The 17,607-nt window shown below is 68.1% G+C and carries 24 protein-coding genes; 11 read left to right on the top strand and 13 right to left on the bottom strand.

Annotated elements, in window-relative coordinates:
- Positions 1–18: 18 nt before the first annotated feature.
- Both ACN2C8_RS17615 and ACN2C8_RS17610 read right to left on the bottom strand, forming a co-directional pair.
- Complete coding sequence (locus ACN2C8_RS17615; protein ID WP_419253328.1) at positions 19–1,086, bottom strand: glycerophosphodiester phosphodiesterase; 1,068 nt, start codon at positions 1,084–1,086, stop codon at positions 19–21.
- 173 nt (positions 1,087–1,259) lie between these two features.
- The gene (locus ACN2C8_RS17610; RefSeq protein WP_419253327.1) at positions 1,260–2,054 is read right to left on the bottom strand and encodes an inositol monophosphatase family protein; all 795 of its coding nucleotides are present in this window, start codon (positions 2,052–2,054) and stop codon (positions 1,260–1,262) included.
- A 201-nt stretch (positions 2,055–2,255) separates the two neighbouring features.
- On the opposite strand from ACN2C8_RS17610, the gene ACN2C8_RS17605 reads away from it, so the two are divergent.
- From ACN2C8_RS17605 to ACN2C8_RS17595, 3 genes are read left to right on the top strand one after another with little or no spacing between them, the layout of a single operon-like run.
- On the top strand, positions 2,256–2,657 hold the full coding sequence (locus tag ACN2C8_RS17605) for a hypothetical protein (protein WP_419253326.1): 402 nt from the start codon (positions 2,256–2,258) through the stop codon (positions 2,655–2,657).
- A 3-nt stretch (positions 2,658–2,660) separates the two neighbouring features.
- Positions 2,661–3,200: a hypothetical protein gene (locus tag ACN2C8_RS17600; protein ID WP_419253325.1), complete on the top strand. Its 540-nt coding sequence runs from the start codon at positions 2,661–2,663 to the stop codon at positions 3,198–3,200.
- Positions 3,197–4,063: a sigma-70 family RNA polymerase sigma factor gene (locus tag ACN2C8_RS17595; protein ID WP_419253324.1), complete on the top strand. Its 867-nt coding sequence runs from the start codon at positions 3,197–3,199 to the stop codon at positions 4,061–4,063. Before ACN2C8_RS17600 ends, ACN2C8_RS17595 begins: the two co-directional genes overlap by 4 nt.
- Before the next feature lie 38 nt (positions 4,064–4,101).
- Here ACN2C8_RS17595 and ACN2C8_RS17590 read toward each other — a convergent pair whose 3' ends face one another.
- Both ACN2C8_RS17590 and thiE read right to left on the bottom strand, forming a co-directional pair.
- Positions 4,102–4,512 (bottom strand): hypothetical protein, encoded by a 411-nt coding sequence (locus ACN2C8_RS17590; protein ID WP_419253323.1) that lies wholly within the window; start codon positions 4,510–4,512, stop codon positions 4,102–4,104.
- A gap of 71 nt (positions 4,513–4,583) precedes the next feature.
- Positions 4,584–5,237, bottom strand: coding sequence for a thiamine phosphate synthase (gene thiE, locus ACN2C8_RS17585; protein ID WP_419253322.1), 654 nt, complete (start codon positions 5,235–5,237; stop codon positions 4,584–4,586).
- A 155-nt stretch (positions 5,238–5,392) separates the two neighbouring features.
- Between thiE and ACN2C8_RS17580 the strand changes: the two genes are divergently transcribed.
- Complete coding sequence (locus ACN2C8_RS17580; RefSeq protein WP_419253321.1) at positions 5,393–5,578, top strand: (2Fe-2S)-binding protein; 186 nt, start codon at positions 5,393–5,395, stop codon at positions 5,576–5,578.
- A gap of 118 nt (positions 5,579–5,696) precedes the next feature.
- On the top strand, positions 5,697–6,179 hold the full coding sequence (gene bfr / locus ACN2C8_RS17575) for a bacterioferritin (RefSeq protein ID WP_419253320.1): 483 nt from the start codon (positions 5,697–5,699) through the stop codon (positions 6,177–6,179).
- Positions 6,180–6,183: 4 nt separating this feature from the next.
- Here bfr and ACN2C8_RS17570 read toward each other — a convergent pair whose 3' ends face one another.
- Positions 6,184–7,998: a methyl-accepting chemotaxis protein gene (locus ACN2C8_RS17570; RefSeq protein ID WP_419253319.1), complete on the bottom strand. Its 1,815-nt coding sequence runs from the start codon at positions 7,996–7,998 to the stop codon at positions 6,184–6,186.
- Between the two features lie 134 nt (positions 7,999–8,132).
- Between ACN2C8_RS17570 and ACN2C8_RS17565 the strand changes: the two genes are divergently transcribed.
- The gene (locus ACN2C8_RS17565) at positions 8,133–8,585 is read left to right on the top strand and encodes a hypothetical protein (RefSeq protein ID WP_419253318.1); all 453 of its coding nucleotides are present in this window, start codon (positions 8,133–8,135) and stop codon (positions 8,583–8,585) included.
- A 42-nt stretch (positions 8,586–8,627) separates the two neighbouring features.
- On the opposite strand, the gene ACN2C8_RS17560 is transcribed toward ACN2C8_RS17565, so the two are convergent.
- Positions 8,628–9,134 carry a GNAT family N-acetyltransferase gene (locus tag ACN2C8_RS17560; RefSeq protein WP_419253317.1) on the bottom strand — a complete coding sequence of 169 codons (507 nt, stop codon included), beginning with the start codon at positions 9,132–9,134 and terminating at the stop codon, positions 8,628–8,630.
- A gap of 134 nt (positions 9,135–9,268) precedes the next feature.
- Between ACN2C8_RS17560 and ACN2C8_RS17555 the strand changes: the two genes are divergently transcribed.
- Together ACN2C8_RS17555 and ACN2C8_RS17550 are read left to right on the top strand one after the other, a co-directional pair.
- Positions 9,269–9,841 (top strand): tryptophan-rich sensory protein, encoded by a 573-nt coding sequence (locus tag ACN2C8_RS17555; RefSeq protein ID WP_419253316.1) that lies wholly within the window; start codon positions 9,269–9,271, stop codon positions 9,839–9,841.
- Positions 9,842–10,027: 186 nt separating this feature from the next.
- Positions 10,028–10,663: a DUF2799 domain-containing protein gene (locus ACN2C8_RS17550; RefSeq protein WP_419253315.1), complete on the top strand. Its 636-nt coding sequence runs from the start codon at positions 10,028–10,030 to the stop codon at positions 10,661–10,663.
- Positions 10,664–10,680: 17 nt separating this feature from the next.
- On the opposite strand, the gene ACN2C8_RS17545 is transcribed toward ACN2C8_RS17550, so the two are convergent.
- The 6 genes from ACN2C8_RS17545 to ACN2C8_RS17520 form a co-directional block, all read right to left on the bottom strand.
- Positions 10,681–11,112, bottom strand: a complete 432-nt coding sequence (locus ACN2C8_RS17545) for a chemotaxis protein CheE (RefSeq protein ID WP_419253314.1) — start codon at positions 11,110–11,112, stop codon at positions 10,681–10,683.
- Positions 11,109–11,627 carry a response regulator gene (locus ACN2C8_RS17540; protein ID WP_419253313.1) on the bottom strand — a complete coding sequence of 173 codons (519 nt, stop codon included), beginning with the start codon at positions 11,625–11,627 and terminating at the stop codon, positions 11,109–11,111. The genes ACN2C8_RS17545 and ACN2C8_RS17540 overlap by 4 nt, the downstream gene beginning before the upstream one ends.
- Before the next feature lie 125 nt (positions 11,628–11,752).
- Positions 11,753–12,196, bottom strand: a complete 444-nt coding sequence (locus ACN2C8_RS17535; RefSeq protein WP_419253312.1) for a DoxX family protein — start codon at positions 12,194–12,196, stop codon at positions 11,753–11,755.
- Positions 12,193–12,960 (bottom strand): putative DNA-binding domain-containing protein, encoded by a 768-nt coding sequence (locus tag ACN2C8_RS17530; RefSeq protein ID WP_419253311.1) that lies wholly within the window; start codon positions 12,958–12,960, stop codon positions 12,193–12,195. The genes ACN2C8_RS17535 and ACN2C8_RS17530 overlap by 4 nt, the downstream gene beginning before the upstream one ends.
- Entirely contained in the window at positions 12,953–13,789 is an 837-nt protein-coding gene (locus ACN2C8_RS17525; protein ID WP_419253310.1) for a DUF692 domain-containing protein, read from the bottom strand. The genes ACN2C8_RS17530 and ACN2C8_RS17525 overlap by 8 nt, the downstream gene beginning before the upstream one ends.
- 142 nt (positions 13,790–13,931) lie before the next feature.
- Entirely contained in the window at positions 13,932–14,219 is a 288-nt protein-coding gene (locus ACN2C8_RS17520; protein WP_419253309.1) for a DUF2282 domain-containing protein, read from the bottom strand.
- A gap of 198 nt (positions 14,220–14,417) precedes the next feature.
- On the opposite strand from ACN2C8_RS17520, the gene ACN2C8_RS17515 reads away from it, so the two are divergent.
- The 3 genes from ACN2C8_RS17515 to ACN2C8_RS17505 all read left to right on the top strand — a co-directional run bounded on the left by ACN2C8_RS17515 (position 14,418) and on the right by ACN2C8_RS17505 (position 16,441).
- Entirely contained in the window at positions 14,418–14,957 is a 540-nt protein-coding gene (locus ACN2C8_RS17515; protein ID WP_419253308.1) for a sigma-70 family RNA polymerase sigma factor, read from the top strand.
- Positions 14,944–15,585 (top strand): DUF1109 domain-containing protein, encoded by a 642-nt coding sequence (locus ACN2C8_RS17510; protein WP_419253307.1) that lies wholly within the window; start codon positions 14,944–14,946, stop codon positions 15,583–15,585. The genes ACN2C8_RS17515 and ACN2C8_RS17510 overlap by 14 nt, the downstream gene beginning before the upstream one ends.
- A gap of 166 nt (positions 15,586–15,751) precedes the next feature.
- Positions 15,752–16,441 (top strand): NrsF family protein, encoded by a 690-nt coding sequence (locus ACN2C8_RS17505; protein ID WP_419253306.1) that lies wholly within the window; start codon positions 15,752–15,754, stop codon positions 16,439–16,441.
- Between the two features lie 54 nt (positions 16,442–16,495).
- Here ACN2C8_RS17505 and fba read toward each other — a convergent pair whose 3' ends face one another.
- Positions 16,496–17,587, bottom strand: a complete 1,092-nt coding sequence (gene fba / locus ACN2C8_RS17500; RefSeq protein WP_419253305.1) for a class II fructose-bisphosphate aldolase — start codon at positions 17,585–17,587, stop codon at positions 16,496–16,498.
- Positions 17,588–17,607: the final 20 nt, after the last annotated feature.

Below are 17,607 nucleotides of genomic sequence, written 5' to 3'. Positions count from 1 at the left end.
CCCGCGAGCGTCAGGGGGTCAAGCGCGCGCCGCGACCGCCAGGGCCGGGAAGTCGCTGAACACGCCGTCGACGCCGGCCGCATAGAGGGCCTTGAGCAGCGGCTCGACCTCGCCATGCAGGGCCATGTAGTCGGGCCGCGTGGCATCGCCCCGGCGCAGGGACGTCGGCAGGAAATAGTTTTCGGCCCGCACGGTCCACGGGTGCACCTGCAGGCCGGCGGCGTGGGCGTCCTTGACCAGCGATGTGGCCGGCAGCAGGCCCTCGGCGCGCGGGATCACCAGCGACTGGTGCGGGCCCAGGCCGTCGGCATAGGCCGCAACGCCCTTCAAGCCCTCGGCGGTCAGCAGATCGGCATATTTGACGCCCGGCAGGTCGGGCGGGCCGCCCTCGGCGTCGGCCAGCAGCACCAGCCGGGCGCGGGTCTTGGCGCGCAGGGTCTTCAGCGGGGTGACCTCGAAGCACTGCACGAACACCGGCGCTTCGGCCGAGTTCAGGTCAGTGCGCTTCAGGGCGTCTAGCATCCGGCCTTCGACCGGCAGGCCGATCGAAGCGAAATAGCTGGGGTGCTTCATCTCGGGATAGACGCCGATGACGCGGCCGGTGCGCTTGCTGGCGGCCCGGGCGATGGCGACCACCTCGTCGAAGGTCAGGATCTGGGCCTGGCCGTCAAAGGTGGCGCTGGTCGGGCGCAGTTGCGGTAGGCGCTCGCGGGCCCGCAGGGTCTTGAGCTCGGCCAGGGTGAAGTCTTCGGTGAACCAGCCCTCGATCGCCTCGCCGTCGATGGTCTTGGTCGCCTTGCGGGCCGCAAATTCAGGGCGGGCGGCGATGTCGGTCGTGCCGCCGATCTCGTTTTCGTGGCGGGCTACGAGGTGGCCGTCCTTGGTGGGGACCAGATCGGGCTCGATGAAGTCGCAGCCCTGCTCGATGGCCAGCTCATAGGCCAGGGCCGTGTGCTCGGGCCGCAGGCCTGAAGCGCCGCGGTGGGCGATGACGAGGGGTTTCTTGCCCTGGGCGCGGGCCAGGCCGGGCAGGAAGGTACCGGCGAGGGCGGCGGTGGTCAGGGCGCGACGGGTCAGCAGGGTCATGGCGGCGATTTAGCGCTGCATCATGACATTTTGGCGAGCCCTTTAAACCTGTCATCCCGGGCGTACCCCGGCGAAAGCCGGGGGAAGACCCGGGACCGCGCCAAGCTCGGCGCTTCCGGCGGTCCCGGCTCGGCGCGCTTCGCGCTTGGCCGGGATGACAGTGTTTAGTGCCGCTAGGCCAGCCGCAGCTTTTCCAGCACCAGCGGGTGCAGTTCCTGGTTACAGGCCAGGATCGAGGCGCCGTCCAGCGGGTTGCCATGCTCCTCGATGGACGTGACCTTGCCGCCGGCCTCGCTCACCATGAGGACCCCGGCCGAGACGTCCCAGGCCCCCAGATTGCGCTCCCAATAGCCGTCGAAACGACCGGCCGCGACCCAGGCCAGGTCCAGCGAAGCCGCGCCGAAGCGGCGGACGCCGGCGACCTTCTGGCTGATCTGGTGCAGTTCTTTCAGGAACTGGGCGTGGCCCGGCTTGCCCAGAAACGGCACGCCGGTGGCCAGGACGCTCTCGTCCAGATGGCGGCGGGCCGCGACGCGCAGGCGCTTTTCGGCGCCCAGGAAGGCGCCCTTGCCCTTTTCGACCCAGAACAGGTCGTGGGTGATGGGGTTGTAGGTGACGCCGGCCACCACCTCGCCCTCGCGCTGCAGGGCGATATTGACCGCGAAGTGCGGGATGGCGTGCAGGAAGTTGGTGGTGCCGTCCAGCGGGTCGACGATCCAGGTGTGGGTCTTGTCAGTGCCCTCGATCAGGCCGCGCTCTTCACCCAGGAAGCTGTAGCCAGGGCGGGCCTTTTCCAGCAGTTCGAAGATGGTCTGCTCGGCCTTGAGGTCGGCATTGGTGACGAAGTCGGCCGCGCCCTTCTTGGAAACCTGCAGCTCGGCGACTTCACCGAAATCGCGAGCCAGGCCACGCGCCGCTTTGCGGGCAGCGTCGATCATCACGTTCAGAAGGGCGGAGGGAGTGGCCAAGGCGGGTTTTCCTCATAGGTCCCCCTGCGCAGCGTCTGGAGGAGACGGCGGGGGATATGCGAGCGGCGGTTAGAAAGATCGGGAAATTGGGCGCGGAACCTAGTCTCGGACGCGCGCGAAAGCAAGGCGGGGCGATTCTTTGCGCCGCCATGTCACATCCGGGGCGGCTGCCTCGTCCTGTTCTCGAAACGATGGAGGACGATGATCATGGCGCGAGGCGTGTGCGGGTTTCTGGTGGTGCTGTTTGGGCTCAATGGCGCGGCGATGCTGCTGCAGCCCTATGGCTGGTTCGGGGCCGTGCCGGGCGTGATCGAGACGGGGCCGTTCAACGACCATTTCGTGCGCGACGTCGGGGCGACCTATCTGGCCTGCGCGGTCGGCATGGCGTTCGGGGCGTGGAACCTGGCGCGGCACGCCGGGGCGGTGACGGTGGCGGCGACCTTCCAGGGTGTCCATGCCCTGATCCATGTCATCACCCCGTTCTGCGGCAAGGCCGTGCCCTGGCCCCTGCTGGCGCAGGATTTTCCGGGTGTGATCCTGCCCGCCCTCTTGACCATCTGGATCGCGGTGGTCGCCCTGCGCCTCACCGCCCGGGAGGGCTGAGCCATGCTGACCTGGCTGATGCGGGCGGCGGTGCGGCGCATGGAAAAGCGCTATGACTACGACGCGGCCTATCTGCACGATCTGGCCCAGGCCAGCCCCAGGGCCCTGATGGCCTTCACCCACATCCAGAAATTCGCCGGCTTTCAGGAGGGCGCGCCGCCGGACGCCTTGGCGGCCGCTGGACTGGTCGCCACCCTGGCCGAGGATTGCGGGCCCTGCGTCCAGATCGGCGTCGCGATCTGGCAGGAGCGCGGCGTCTCGGCTGAGGTGCTGCGCGCCATTCTGACCGGGGAACTCGACCTTATGGGACCTGACGCAAGCACAGCCTATCGTTTCGCCAAGGCCTCTCTGGATCGCGATCTGGAACAGGTCGATTCCTTGCGGGACGAGATCGTGCGACTCTGGGGGCCCAAGGGCCTGGCGGCCATCGCCCTCGCCATGGCCGCTTCGCGGGTTTACCCCACGGTGAAATACGCGATGGGCCACGGAAAGGTCTGCTCGCGGATCACGGTGGAGGGCCAGTCGGTGAAGGTGGCGGTATGAACACGTCCGACGCGCTCTTCGAAGCCCGACGCCCCGCCATGACCGGCCTGGCCTATCGCATGCTCGGCTCGCGCGCCGACGCCGAGGACGTGGTGCAGGACGCCTGGCTGCGCTGGCGCAAGGTCGAGACGGAGGCCGTCGGGGACGGCGCGGCCTTCCTCAACCGCGTGGTCGCCCGCCTGTGCCTTGATCGGTTGAAGTCGGCCCGCGCCCGCCGCGAGGTCTATGTCGGCGAGTGGCTGCCCGAACCGGTGGTCGACGAGGATTTCGACGCCGCGCCGGGCGAGCTGGACGCCGACCTGTCGGTGGCCTTCCTGCTGGCCCTGGAGCGTCTGACGCCGCTGGAGCGCGCGGCCTTCCTGCTGCACGACGTGTTCGACACGCCCTTCGCCGAGGTCGCCAGGACCCTCGGGCGCGGCGAGGCCGCCTGCCGGCAACTGGCGGCCCGGGCCCGGCTGCATGTTCGGGCGGAGCGTCCACGCTACAGGCCGTCGGTCGATGAGGAGCGGTCGCTGACCGCAGCCTTCCTGCTGGCGGCCATGACGGGCGACGCGGTGTCCCTGCGCAACCTGCTGGCCCCGGACGTGGTCTGGCACGCTGACGGCGGCGGCAAGGTCGCGGCCGTTCTCAACCCGGTCCACGGCCTGGACAACGCCGTGCGCCTGATCCTGGGCATCCGCAAGAAGTGGCCGCCGCCCGAAGGCACGAGCGCGCGCCTGGCCCGCATCAACGGCCAGCCCGGCATAGTGGTGTCGCACGCCGGCGCCGTGTTCCAGACCATGGGTCTGGAGCTGGTCGAGGGCCGGATCGCGGCGGTCTATACGATACGCAACCCCGACAAGCTGGCGCGGCTCAACGCCTAGGCCTGCGCCGTCCGGCGCAGCGGCATCGGCCCCCTGGGTCAGGGCAGATCGACCTTGGGCAGGCTGTCGCGGGCTTCGCAGGCCAGCTTGCCGGCGCTGCCGGCGGCCGCCCTGGCGTCATCAATCTTTTCGCCGCTGCGCCAGCCCTTGGTCAGGCCCATGTCTCCGGCGAAGTCCATGCCCAGGTCGACCCACTTGTCGGCCGCGCAGTCCAGCGCGAACATGATGATCGGCCCCTTGCTGGCCGGCCAGTTCCTGTAGGGACCGTTGGGCTTGCCCTCGGCGATGCGGACCAGGACCAGGCCGGACTTGGCGTCCACCCGCATATAGTCCTCGTCATAGAAGGTCTTGGCCTCGCCGGGCGAGGGCTTCCAGTTTTCGGCCAGGGCGTAGGTCGCCACAGACAGAGCCGCCAGGCTCGCCACGCACAATACGAGTCGCTTGTTCATCGCGTCCCCCCCCCGGAACCTATGGTTAGCGGAGAGGCTAGGCCTGTCTGGTCGGCCCCGCAATAACGTCGTTAGACGAGGTTGCGCGCGGCCAGGCCCTGGGCGATTGCGGCGTTCAGGGCGGCTACGGCGGCGGTTGGCCCCTGGGGATGGGTCCAGACCCCGGCCGAGACGGCCAGGAAGTCGGCGCCGGCCGTGGCCAGGCCGGCGGCGTTGTCGGCGGTGATGCCGCCGATGGCCACCGAGGGGGTCTCCATCACCTCCTGCCAGATCGACAGGATTTCCGGATCGGCGGTGGTCGGGGCGTCCTTGGTGGTGGTCGGGAAGAAGGCTCCGAAGGCCACATAGTCGGCCCCGGCCTCGGCGGCCTCCATGGCCAGGTGGCGGCTGTCATGGCAGGTGACCCCGACCATGCGGTCCTTGCCCATCAGTTTGCGGGCGGCGGCGTAAGGGGTGTCGCCCTGGCCCACATGCACGCCGTCGCAGTCGAGGCTGGCCGCCAGGTCTGGCCGGTCATTGAGGATCACCGCCACGCCCTGGGCGCGGGCGATCGGCGCGAGGGCCGCCACGGCCTGCGCAATCGCGGCGTCCGAGACGTCCTTCAGCCGGATCTGCAGCGCGGCCACGTCGCCGCCGTCCAGGGCCCTGTTCAGCTCAAGGCCGAAGGCGTCCAGGTCGGTCAGGGCCGGCGGGGTGATCAGATAGAGGCGGCAATCGAGGGTCATGACCCGGGAATTACGCCAATTCGCGCCCGCGCCCAAGTCGTCAGCCTAAAGGGCCGCGACCTCACGCCGCTGCGAACCATAGTGAGAGTCAGTTGCAAAAGGCCGCAGCCTTCGCTACATGAGAATGACACTCATTCGGCAAGGGCCTTGCTTCCGTGTACGTTTGCAACTGTAACGGCATCCGCGAGCGCGAAGTGCGCGCCGCCATCGACGCGGGCGCCAGCCGCCCGGCCGAGATCTTTCGCCACAAGGGCTGCCAGGCCCAGTGCGCCAAGTGCGTGTGCGAGATGCGCCAGATGATCGAAGACAGCCGTCAGGCCCTGGCCTACGCCGCCGAATAGGTTTGGCCCGCCGCGCCACGATTTCCGTGAAAGCGCGAAACACTTGCAGACATAGCGGTTGAAGCCTGCTGCGCCTTGCCGCACGGTCGCCGCAACTCGCACTTCAAGGAGACCCGCCATGCAAGGCGATCCCGGAATTATCCGCCTGCTCAACGCGGTGCTCACCAATGAGCTGACCGCCGTGAACCAGTATTTCCTGCATGCGCGCATGTACGACAACTGGGGCTTCAAGCGCCTGGGCAAGATCACCTATGACGAGTCGATCGGCGAGATGAAGCACGCCGACAAGCTGATCCATCGCATCCTGTTCCTGGAAGGCCTGCCCAACCTGCAGGACCTGCACAAACTGAAGATCGGCGAGACCGTGCCCGAGTGCCTGGCGTCGGACCTGGCCGTCGAGGTCGGCGGTCGCGAGACCCTGATCCCCGGCATCATCCAGTGCGAACAGGTCCGCGACTATGTCAGCCGCGAGCTGCTGCGCGAGATCCTCAGCGACACCGAGGAGCACATCGACTTCCTGGAAATGCAGATCGGCCTGGTCAAGTCGATCGGCGAGCAGAACTATCTGCAGAGCGCCATGGGCGAGCTGCCGGCCGGCTGACCGGTCAGGCGGCGGCGCGCCGGGTGCGCGTCGCCGGCTCCAGGTTGAACTGATCGACCATCTGGGTCAGGCGTCCAGACTCGCCTCGCATGGAATGGGCCGCTGCGGTGGTCTGTTCGACCATGGCGGCGTTTTGCTGAGTCATCTGGTCCATCTGGTTGATGGCCGTATTGACCTCGTTGAGGCCCGTCGATTGTTCCTGTGACGAGGCCGAGATCTCGGCGACCAGGGCGGCGATCTGGCTGACCCGCTCCATGATGTCGTTGAGGGCGGTCCCGGTCTGGCCGACCAGTCCAACGCCTTCGCTGACCTTGGTCGAGGCGGTGCTGATCAGGACCTTGATCTGCTTGGCGGCATCGGCCGAACGCTGGGCCAGGGCCCGCACTTCCTGGGCGACCACGGCAAAGCCGCGACCGGCCTCGCCGGCCCGCGCCGCCTCGACCCCGGCATTGAGCGCCAGAAGGTTGGTCTGGAAGGCAATCTCGTCGATGACGCCGATGATCTGGCTGATCTGGGCCGAGGAGCTTTCGATCTCGCCCACGGCGCGGACGGCGGCCCCGACGGCCTGTTCGGTGGCCGTGGCGCGGCGGCGGGTGTCGACGACGATCTCATTGGCCTTGCGCGCGCCGTCAGCGGTCTGGCGGACGGTCGAGGTAATCTCGTCAAGGGCGGCGGCGGTCTGTTCCAGGCTGGCGGCCTGCTGCTCGGTGCGACGCGACAGGTCATCGGCGGCCTGGGCGATTTCAGAAGCGCCCGACCCGACTCCGCTGGAGGCCTGACGGATCTGACCCAGGCTGGCGGTCAGCTTCGAGGCGGCGGCGTTGAAGTCGCCCCGCAGCTTTTCGTATTCCGGCGCGAAGGCGGTTTCCAGTCGATAGGCGACATTGCCCGCTGACAGATGGTCCAGGGCCTGGGCCAGGCTGTCGATGGCGGCGTCGCGCTTCTGCTCGGCCTGCAGGCGCGTGTCTTCGTTGGACTGGCGCTCGACCTCGGACTGGCGACGCTCTTGATCCTGCTCCTGGCGCAGCGCCCGGCGTTCAAGAACGCCTTCGCGGAACACCGCCACGGACTTGGCCATGTCGCCCAGCTCGTCGTGACGGCCGGCGAAGGGCACGGAGCGCTCGTAGTCGCCTGCCGCCAGCTGGCCCATATAGCTGGTAATGGCCTGAACAGGGCGGACGACGCCGCGACTGATCGCCCAGACACCGCCGACGATGATGCCGCCCAATAACAGGCACACGGCGCCCATCAGGCTCAGCAGCTTGACTTCTTCCGTCGAAGCGGCCGCTTCGATCTTGGCTTGGTCGGCGGCAATAACGGGAACGACCGCTTCGACGGCGGCGCGATGCGCCTCGAACGCCTGGGTCATCTGCGCTTCATGCGCCGCAGCGCTGGCGGTGTCGCCGCTCGACAGGGCCTTGAACATGGCGTCGGCTGACGTCCAGACGGTCTGGACCTGGGTGTTGCTCTCGCCCATCAGCACAGACTTGACCTCGGGATCGAAGTCGATCGCCTGCCAGTGCGCCAGCCGCACTTCATACTCAGCGCGGTGCTTGGCGAACTCTTTTTCCGCAGCCTGGAGGTCGGTCGAGCCGGCGGCGGCGAAGGCCAGCTTGGCGTCGAGATAGGCGTCGATCACATAGAGGGGCGGGGGCAGGATGTCGGCCGTCAGGTCCTTTTCTTCGATGACTTTTTCGTACAGCGGGCCGCCGACCCGCACCGTCTGGACGGCGTACCAGGACACCCCGGCCAGGACCAGCAAGCCGCCGGCCAGCATGGCGCCAAACAGATTCATGGCCCCGGAAAGACGCAGACGCATTGCTTTTAGCCCTGTTGTTTGCGGGCTAACGTGCTGCCGGCCTGATAAACAGCGCCTTAAAACCTGAAGCCAAGTGCTCAAATTGAGTAGGCTTCCTGGATCGACGCTCAACGAAAAACGCGCCTCGCCTGATGATGAAACGTAACAAAACGCCGTTCGTGAACCGCCACCATCTAAGCCTGGGCGCGGACTACGCCCTGCGGATGATTCGGATTTTCACCGATCTTTTCGACGGCGACATGGACCGGGCCCTGGTGTTCATCGCTGCCGCCCAGGCCTGCACCGAGCATCTGCGCGAGCAGCCGGACTATGTTGAGGTCATCAACGGAGAATTCTTCCCCGACGAGATGCGCCGCCCCGTGAGCGTTTCGGCCCTGGCCCGGTCCCTGGGCATTCCCGTGGAGACCACTCGCCGCCATGTGGTCAAGCTGGCCAGCACGGGGTTTGCGCAGCGCACCGCGTCGGGCGCGGTGATCGTGACCTCGGAGATTCTGGCCCGCGAGGAGATCCGCCAGGCGGGACTGCTCAATCTGGGCGCCATGGAGACCCTGATCGACGGCCTGACGCGCGCGCCGGCCGACCGCTGATCAGAGGCCGCCCATCAGACACCTCCAATCAGGAGGGGCCAATCAGAGGGGGCGCCGCATGAAGGTCCGCGCGGCCTCGTCCAGCCCGCGCTCCAGATGCGCCCGGCGGATCTCCAGCAGGCCGGGCGTCAGGGCGGCGTCGGCGATATCGACGAAGCCCAGCCGGCGATACCACGGCGCGTTCCACGGCACGGCGCGGAAAGTCGACAGGGTCAGGGCGATCAGGCCGCGCGCCCTGCCCCGGTCTGCCGCCGCGTCCAGCAGCCGCGCGCCGATCCTCTGGCCGGCGAAGGCGGGCAGGACGTCGATCTGCTCGATATAGAGCCCGTCCTCGACCGGCCGGAACATCACGAAGGCGATGGGCGCATCCGCGTCGATGGCGACCAGCAGGCCCCCCGCAGCGATGCGCGCCGCCAGCACCTCGGCCGGTGACGGCTCGTCGGCGGCCAGGGCGTCCATCAGGCCGATGAACCGCTGGGCCGAGGCCCGCTCGACGGCGCGCACGGTTTCGATGTCTTCGGGGCGGGCGTCGCGCAGCGTCGGCGTCATGGTTCCTGCTCATCCTGGCGACCTGGGCGCTGGCGCCGGGCCCAAAACGCACCCATCATATGGACGCCGGCGCCGGAGCGGGAACCAAGCCTGTTCCGGTCGGTTAGACTACCAGCTTAGCGAGGAGTCCGGGCATGAGCATCCTGAACGGCAGACAGCACCGGGCGCACGCCCGCGCAGGCCGCGAGGCCTTCGAGGTCGAGGCCCGCGAGGAAAGCCATCCCGCCACCCAGATCGCGCTGGGGGCCCTGCTGGCCGGCGGCGCCATCCTGGCGGCCCTGGCCATGGGCCGCCGACATGAGACTGTGCTGGACGACGAGATGTATGCGGTCGAGTTCGCCGAGATGCACGAGCCGGTCGCCCATCAGCCCAAGCCGCTGACCAGCCTGATCCTGCCGCCGCTGTTCATCGCCATGACCCTGTCGGGCCTGCGCACCTGGAACGCGCCGGCCAGCCCGGCGCGCACACGGGCCCTGACCCTGTGGAGCCTGACCCAGGGCTTCAACGCCCTGTGGCTGGGTTTGGGCGCCAAGCGCCTGGGCGGGCAGGTTACGGCGGCCACGGCGTCGCTGGCGGCCTCCACCGCCTATGCGATCGAGGCCCGCAAGGTCGGCGGCGACACGGCGCCTGATCTGGGCTGGCTGGGCGTCGCCAACGCCCTGACCGCCCAGCTGTGGCGGCGGCCGCAGGGCCCAACCCTGCACTAGGGTCGTTTCCGATAAGTATTAGGCGGTTATCGAACGGAAAATGCTCGGGACTTCTGGTTTTGAGCTCACCCTGACCTTCGATGAACTCATCAGGCCGAAAACATCGCCAAACTGCCGCGCCAAGTTCATCGACCATTCATGTGGTAAAGCTTTATCTCCGGGACACTGACTTGGGGAGTTTCTGTGATGCGTCCGTACCTGTTGTTTCCGCTCCTGGCGGGTGGCCTGCTTCTGGCCAGCTGCGCGACGATCAGCCAGGAGGCCTGCCTGCAGGGCGACTGGGCCGGCGTCGGCTTCAAGGACGGCGAGGCCGGCCATCCGCAAAGCCGGCTGGACGACCACGCCAAGGCCTGCGCCAAGACCGGCGTCGCGCCCGATCCTGTTCCCTATTTCGCCGCCCGCGCCCAGGGCCTGAAACTCTATTGCACGCCGGACCGCGGCTTTCGCGAGGGTCGCCTGGGCCACAGCTATGCCGGGGTCTGTCCCGAACCCGCCGCTGGCCGCTTCCTGCCGGCCTATGCCGACGGCCAGTTGATCCATGCGGCGGAGTCGCGACTGAGCCAGGCGCGATCCGATCGCGACAGCGCCGACCGGCGCGCCGAAAAACGCGATCGCGAGGCGCGCGGCGTCGAGGATGAACTGCGCAATCCCGTGCTCAACGACGAGCAGAAACGTGAACTTCGCGACCGGCTCAACCGCCTTCGCAGCGAGCGCCGCGCCGCCATCGAGGACGGCCGCCGCGCCGACTGGGCCACGCGTGACGCCGAGCGCGAGGTCCGCGAACTGGAGTATCAGTTCAGGCCAATCTACGGCGGCTGGTGAAGGAGCCGGCGCCAGTTCTAGCGTGAGGCCCGCCGGGCCTCACGCGCCGCGATCTGGTCCAGTCCCTTGAGGAGTTCGGCCGCGCCCTGGCCGTCGGGCTGGGCTCGGATGATCCGCAGGGCGGTGATGTGCAGGTCGATCAGGTCGGGATTGGCGGCGCCGCGCTCGTGCAGGCGGCGCACGATATCGCCCAGTCGCTTGGCGGCCCGGCACAGGGCATCCAGCTGGAACATGCCCGCCAAGCTTCCGATACTGTCGGAGAGCCGGGCCAGGGCTTCAGCTGAGGCCTGGCTTCCGGCCTCGGCCAGTTCGCCCAGCGCCTGATCGATCACCTGAATCGCGGCTTGCCGGTGGGACTCCAGGCCGGCGTCCGCCTGGGCCAGGGCCTCGTCGACGGCCAGTCCGTCCGGGAGGTCGATGAAACGGGTGAGGCGGCTGGGTTGGCTCATTGCAGAAGCGCCAGGGCGGCCTGATGCAGCGGGTCGATGGTCTGTGCCTGGACACCGGCATTACCGGGATTTTCACCGCTGCGGGTGCGGGGCGCCAGCGGTGCGGCGCTCCACAGGATCCGGTCCAGCAGGGTCGACGGCGAGAAGGGCTTGGCCACGACATAGTCGGCCCCCACGGCCCGGGCTTCCTGGATCAGCTCCCGGGGCGTGTGGCCGGTCACGACGATGACCACCAGGGGCGGGTCAGTGGGCTGTTGTCGCTGGCGCATGCCGCGGATGAGGGCCAGGCCTTCGTCGGCTCTCGGAAAAGGATCCACCAGGATCAGGTCGACCTCGACGTCCTGACTGAAGGCGTGGCTTTCCCCCAGGCTCTGGCATCGATGCAGCTTTCGGAAGCCGAAGCCGGAAAGCATCAGTGCGGTAAGGTCCATGAAGCCGGCGTTTTCATCCACGATCAGGACGCTGGCCTCACTGAAGTTGAAGGTCAGCACCGCGCTTGCTGTTGGATCCGCCATGTCGCCGCTCCAGTTCGCCCAACCGCGTTCCGTGACGATGAGGTGTGGCGAATAAAACAAGCTTAACGGGAATTGGCTACAGCAATAACACCCTGAGGCGTATTGTCGCACAACCTTTGCGGCGTTCAGGCGATGCGCAAAAGGCGGTCCAGGCTGAACCGGCCGCCGCCCTTGGCCAGGATCAGCAGCAGCAGCCCCGCCCACGACAGGTGCGTGCTCCAGGCGTCGGGATAGACGAAGATCTCGATCACCAGGGTCATGCCCAGGAACGCCAGCGCCGATAGCCGTGTCAGCAGGCCCAGCACCAGCAGGATCGAGAACGTGTGCTCGGCATAGGTCGCCAGATGCGCGGCGATGTCGGACGGGATCAGCGGCAGGGCATATTCGTCTGAGAACAGCGAGTATGTGCTGTCGGTGATGTGCAGCACGCCGTCGACCTTGGTGCGCCCCGACAGCCAGAACACACTGGCCACGCCCAGGCGGGCGACCAGGGTCAGGACGTCGTCGGGCAACAGCCTGCGGGCGATCTGCGCGAGGGTGTCGAGGGGTTTGAGCACGGCGGTGATCATGGGTTTGATCCGGAGATGAGACCGCCAAACACGCCGTCGGCGATCAGGGCGGCAAACAGGGCCTGCAGGTTGGCGTCGGGATCGGCCTGCGCCGCCTGGCCCATGGCCTCGGCAAGGGCGTCGCCGGCTGCGCAGGCGGCGAGGAAGGCGCAGTCGGCGGGGCCAACCACGCGGTAAGCCACCGAAGCGCCTGATCGGCTCACCAGCAGGCCCTGAGCGGCTTCGGACAACTCCAGGTCGTCGCGGCCCTCGCGGGCGCCGGCCCAGAGGCTGGGCAGGCCGGCCTCGAACAGCGCGAACCTTACCGACGGATGCAGCGCCACCCGCGCCGCGGCCAGCGCCTGGGGCGCAAGTTCGGCGAAGGCGTCTGCGCCCAGCGACGGCGCCTCGGCCGCGAACAGGGCCTCGATCCACAGGCGGTCCAGATGGGCGACGCCGGCCAGATAGGGCAGGTCCCGGGCCGGCGGAAAGCGATCCAGCCAGGCCGGAAAGGCCTCGCCATAGTCCAGCAAGGCGGCGCTGGCTGGCGGCGCCTCGCGGGCGAACAGGGCGGCGGCGGCGCGGAACCAGTCGTCCCCGACCAGGCTGGCGACGGTCGGGAAATTGGCGGCCAGGGCGTCGACGCAGCCCTTGGCGATGGTGTTGCGATAGACCGCCAGACCCGGCGGATCCGCTTCGTGCGATGGCAGCCAGGGCGACAGGACCGAGGGCGCGCCGCCCAGGGCCGCAACGAAGGCGTCCTGAAAGTCCAGCAGGTCAGACATCGGCGGGCTCCCGCCGCGCATTGTCCAGAGCCAGCTGGGCCCGGTCGCGCTCGGCCATCAGCACGGCGAAGGCGGGCACGTCGTCGTCGCGTTCGATCAGGGTGGGGCGCGGACCGATGCGGTCGATCAGATGGCGATACAGCGTCCACACGCCTTCGGCGATCGGCGCGCCGTGGGTGTCGATCAGCAGGCCCGAGCCGCCCTCGTCCTGGCCATGGCCAGCCAGATGGATCTCGCCGATGGCGGCGGCGGGCAGGGCGTCGAGATAGGCCTGCGCGCTGTAGCCGAGGTTATGGGCGCTGACGAAGACGTTGTTGACGTCGACCAGCAGGCCGCAGCCGGTCGTCTCGACCAGGGCGTTCAGGAAGTCCGTCTCGTCGAGGTCGTGGCCGGTGAGCGGCAGGTACAGCGAGGGGTTTTCGACCAGCACCGGCCGGCCCAGGGCGTCCTGCATGCGGCCGATATTGCCGGCGATGCGGGTCAGGGCCGCGCGGGTGCGGGGAAAGGGCAGCAGGTCGGGCTGGTGGACGCCGCGATGGGTCGACCAGGCCAGGTGCTCGGAGACCACGAACGGCTCGAAGCGATCGACCAGGGTCTTGAGGGCAGCCAGATGCTCGGGATCCGGATCAGCGTCGGCGGCCAGGGACAGGCCGACGCCATGCAGCGACAGCGGGTGATGCTGGCGGATCGCCGCCAGGGCCGACAGGCGGGGTCCGCCGGCCGACATGTAGTTCTCGGGATGAACCTCGAACCACAGGCCCGGCGCCGTCGCGGCGAGCGCGTCGTCATAGTGCTGGGGTTTCAGGCCAAGGCCGGCGGCAGGCGGCATTTTCGCTATCCAAAAACGACTGTCACCCCGGCCGAGCGCGAAGCGCGCCGAGCCGGGACCGCCGGAAGCTCTGAGCTTGCTGCGGTCCCGGCTCGGCCCACGGCTTTCGCCGGGGTGCGGCCGGGATGACCTTGGAGTTTGCTTACATCGCCTTGGGGGTCAGCGAGCCCATGCCCTTGGGGGTCTTCATCGTCACGCAGGTGCCCTTGGCGACATGCTTCCAGGCGTCGCCCTGATAGTCGACCTTGGAGGTGCCGGCGCACGAGGTGCCGGCGCCTGCCTTGCAGTCGTTCTGGGCGGCCTTGGAAACGCCGTAGCACTTTTCCATCGCGGGCTTCGTGGCGCCCATGGTGTCGGCGGCCATGGCGGCGCCGGCCGACAGAGCGAAGACGGCGGCGAGGGCGGCGGCGGCGGTGTTGGTGCGGTGCATGGGACTGGCTCCTTGGGGTGAATGTCCGTGACCGCCCCTGTCGGTCGGTCATGGGGGATTACGGCGCAGCGCCGTCAAAGGTTACACCGCTCGACGAACAAAAATTCCCGACCAAGATTTCTCGGCTGCGCTCAGTGGGTTCCGGCTCACGCACGAGCCGTGTAACCATTTCGCTAGGCCGCGCGAATAGGGGGATGCGTGACGGACACCGAAACCCGACTGAAGGCGCTGATGCTGCGCGGGCTTGAGGGCGACGCTCCGGCCTATCGCGAGTGTCTGGCCCTGCTGGGTGTTCGGCTGCGCGCCTATTTTTCGCGCCGGATGTCCGGCGCGCCCGGTGATGTGGAGGATATGGTGCAGGAGACGCTGCTGGCAGTGCATATCAAGCGCGCGACGTGGGACACGTCCCTGTCGTTCACCGCCTGGGCGCACGCTGTGGCGCGCTACAAGCTGATCGACCACTGGCGGCGTTGCAAGATCCGCCAGACCCTGCCGATTGACGACCATTCCGAATTCCTGGCCGCCGAAGAGCATGACCCCGGCGTCGGCCTGGAACTGGATCGCGCCCTCGCCAGCCTGCCCGACCGGCAGCGCATCCTGGTCAGCGACGTCAAGCTGGCCGGCCTCAGCCTGGCCGAGGCCGGCGCAAGGGCCGGCATTTCCGAAGGCGCGGCCAAGGTCGCCCTGCACCGGGCGTTGAAGTCCCTGGCCGAAAGGATGCGCCATGCGGACCGATGACCTGATCGACGCCCTGGCCGCCAATGCCGGCCCCGCGCCCGGCGGCGGCGCCGCGCGCCGTCTGGGCCTGACGACCCTGGCGGGCGCCCTGATCGCCCTGGTCCTGGTGCTGGCCTGGCTGCAGACCCGCCCCGATCTCTCCCAGGCCATGGTCACCCGCTTCTTCTGGATGAAGGCGGCCTATACAGCCCTGCTGGGCGCGGCGGGCTTCTGGGCGTGCGAGCGCCTGGCGCGGCCGGGAACCTCGGGGCGAAAGGCCTTCTGGCTGGCCGGCGCGGTGCTGGCGCTCTACATCGGCATTGCCCTGTCCAGTCTGATGGCCGCGGCGCCTGAAGCGCGCATGCCGATGATCATGGGCAACTCGATCACGAGCTGCCTGCGCAACATCGTGGCGCTGGGCGTTCCGATGCTGGCCGTGGCCCTTATGGCGATGCGCGACCTGGCGCCGACCCGGCCCGCCCTGGCCGGTTTCGCGGCCGGCGTCTTCTCCGGCGCGGTCTGCGCCACCGTCTACGGCCTGCACTGCGGCGAGAGCACCATGATGTTCGTGGGGCTCTGGTACACGCTGGGCGTTCTGCTGGTCGGGGCCCTGGGCGCTGTGATTGGCCGCTGGGTGCTGCGCTGGTGAGCAGCACGCTCGGGCCGCGCGCCCGCTGTGATCACGTCTGGTTACGGTCTCATAACGTCGGTTGACAAGCGTCGGGGCAGATCTTCATCTGCCAGCGCTGCGATTGCGAACCCTATGCAACCGCGGATCCCATAGCCAGTTCTGACACCTTGTGGGGAGGGTCGCCGTGATCGTAGACGACGCCCTCGTCCTCCCCGACGAGGCGCCGGCGGCCAATCTCGCGTGGTCGAAAGGTAGATTGCCAGCACGCCTGTTGGAGGTCGCCGCGGCCGGCGCGCTGGCCGCCCTGCTGCTGGTCTTGTTGTGGCTGAAGCCGCGGCCCGACTTCTGGGTGGCGATCGGCCACCCGTTCTTCTGGATCAAGGGTCTCTACACAGCCAGCCTGGCCGCCATCGCCCTGTGCGGGGCGACAGCCGCAGCGCGTCCCGGGGCGCCGCTGTGGCCGGCCCTGGCTACGGGCGGCGCCATGGTTGTCCTGATGACCCTCGCCGTCGCCTTCGAGGCCCCGGGCCTGGACGCGGCCCTGATCGCCCACATCTTCAATCCGGGCGGAGCCTTCAACTGCGTCTTCTACGTCTCGGTGCTGTCGGTTTCGATGCTGCTGGTCGCGGGGGTAGGCCTGCGTGGCGTCGAGATGGAGCGTCCGGGCCTGACAGGCCTGTTCGTCGGTCTGTTCAGCGGCGCGGTGGCCGCGACCATCTACGGCGTGCACTGCCAGGACTCGACCTTCCTGTTCGTGGCCCTGTGGTACAGCCTTGGGGTGGCGCTGTGCGGCGCAGTCGGCGCGGTCATGCTCAAGCTGATCAGCCGTCGCCTGCGGCCCGACCCGGCCGACAGCAGCGTCGCAGACGCCTGAAAAAGGCCCCCCGGATCGCTCCGGGAGGCCTTCGTCTCATCCAGCGTTGAAAGCCTATTCGGCCGCGACCTTGCCGGCCGAGGCGCCGAACTTGGCGTGCAGTTCGCCCGAGGCATAGCGCTTGGCCATGGTCGCGGTCGACAGCGCCTTGACCTTGTCGGCATGGCCGGCCGAGCCGAACTCGACGAAGCGGGCCTGACAGACCTTGCGCATGGCTTCCTTTGCGGGCTTCAGATAGGCGCGCGGATCGAACTCGCCGGGCTTTTCCATCAGGATCTTGCGGATCGCGCCGGTCATGGCCATCCGGTTGTCTGTGTCGACATTGATCTTGCGGACGCCGTGCTTGATGCCGCGCTGGATCTCTTCGACCGGCACGCCCCAGGTCTGGGGCATTTCGCCGCCATACTGGTTGATGATGTCCTGCAGGTCCTGTGGCACCGAGCTGGAGCCGTGCATCACCAGGTGGGTGTTGGGCAGGCGGCGATGGATTTCCTCGATCACGTTCATGGCCAGGACGTCGCCGTCCGGCTTGCGCGTGAACTTGTAGGCCCCGTGGCTGGTGCCCATGGCGATGGCCAGGGCGTCGACGCCGGTCTGGCCGACGAAGTCGACCGCCTGGTCGGGATCGGTCAGCAGTTCGTCGTGGCTCAGCACGCCTTCGAAGCCGTGGCCGTCCTCGGCTTCGCCCATGCCGCTCTCGAGCGACCCGAGCACGCCCAGTTCGCCCTCGACCGACACGCCGCAGCTGTGGGCCATCTGGACCACCTTGCGAGTGACCTCGACATTGTACTCGTAAGAGGCCGGGGTCTTGGCGTCTTCCATCAGCGAACCGTCCATCATCACCGAGGTGAAGCCGTACTGGATCGCCGTGGCGCAGGTCGCCGGGCCGTTGCCGTGGTCCTGGTGCATGCACACCGGAATGTGGGGGTAGATCTCGGCCAGGGCGTCGATCATGCGGGCCAGCATGATGTCGTTGGCATAGGACCGCGCGCCGCGCGAGGCCTGGATAATGACCGGCGAGTTGACGGCGTCGGCCGCCTCCATGATCGCCAGACCCTGTTCCATGTTGTTGATATTGAAGGCCGGCAGCCCGTACTCATGCTCCGCCGCATGGTCCAGCAACTGCCTAAGCGTGATCCTCGCCACGTGATATCTCTCCTGCAAGC

The organism is Caulobacter sp. ErkDOM-C, from assembly GCF_048541825.1.
GTDB lineage: Bacteria > Pseudomonadota > Alphaproteobacteria > Caulobacterales > Caulobacteraceae > Caulobacter.
Note: the sequence above shows the minus strand (reverse complement) of the source record. Positions and strands in the feature narration are given on the sequence as shown.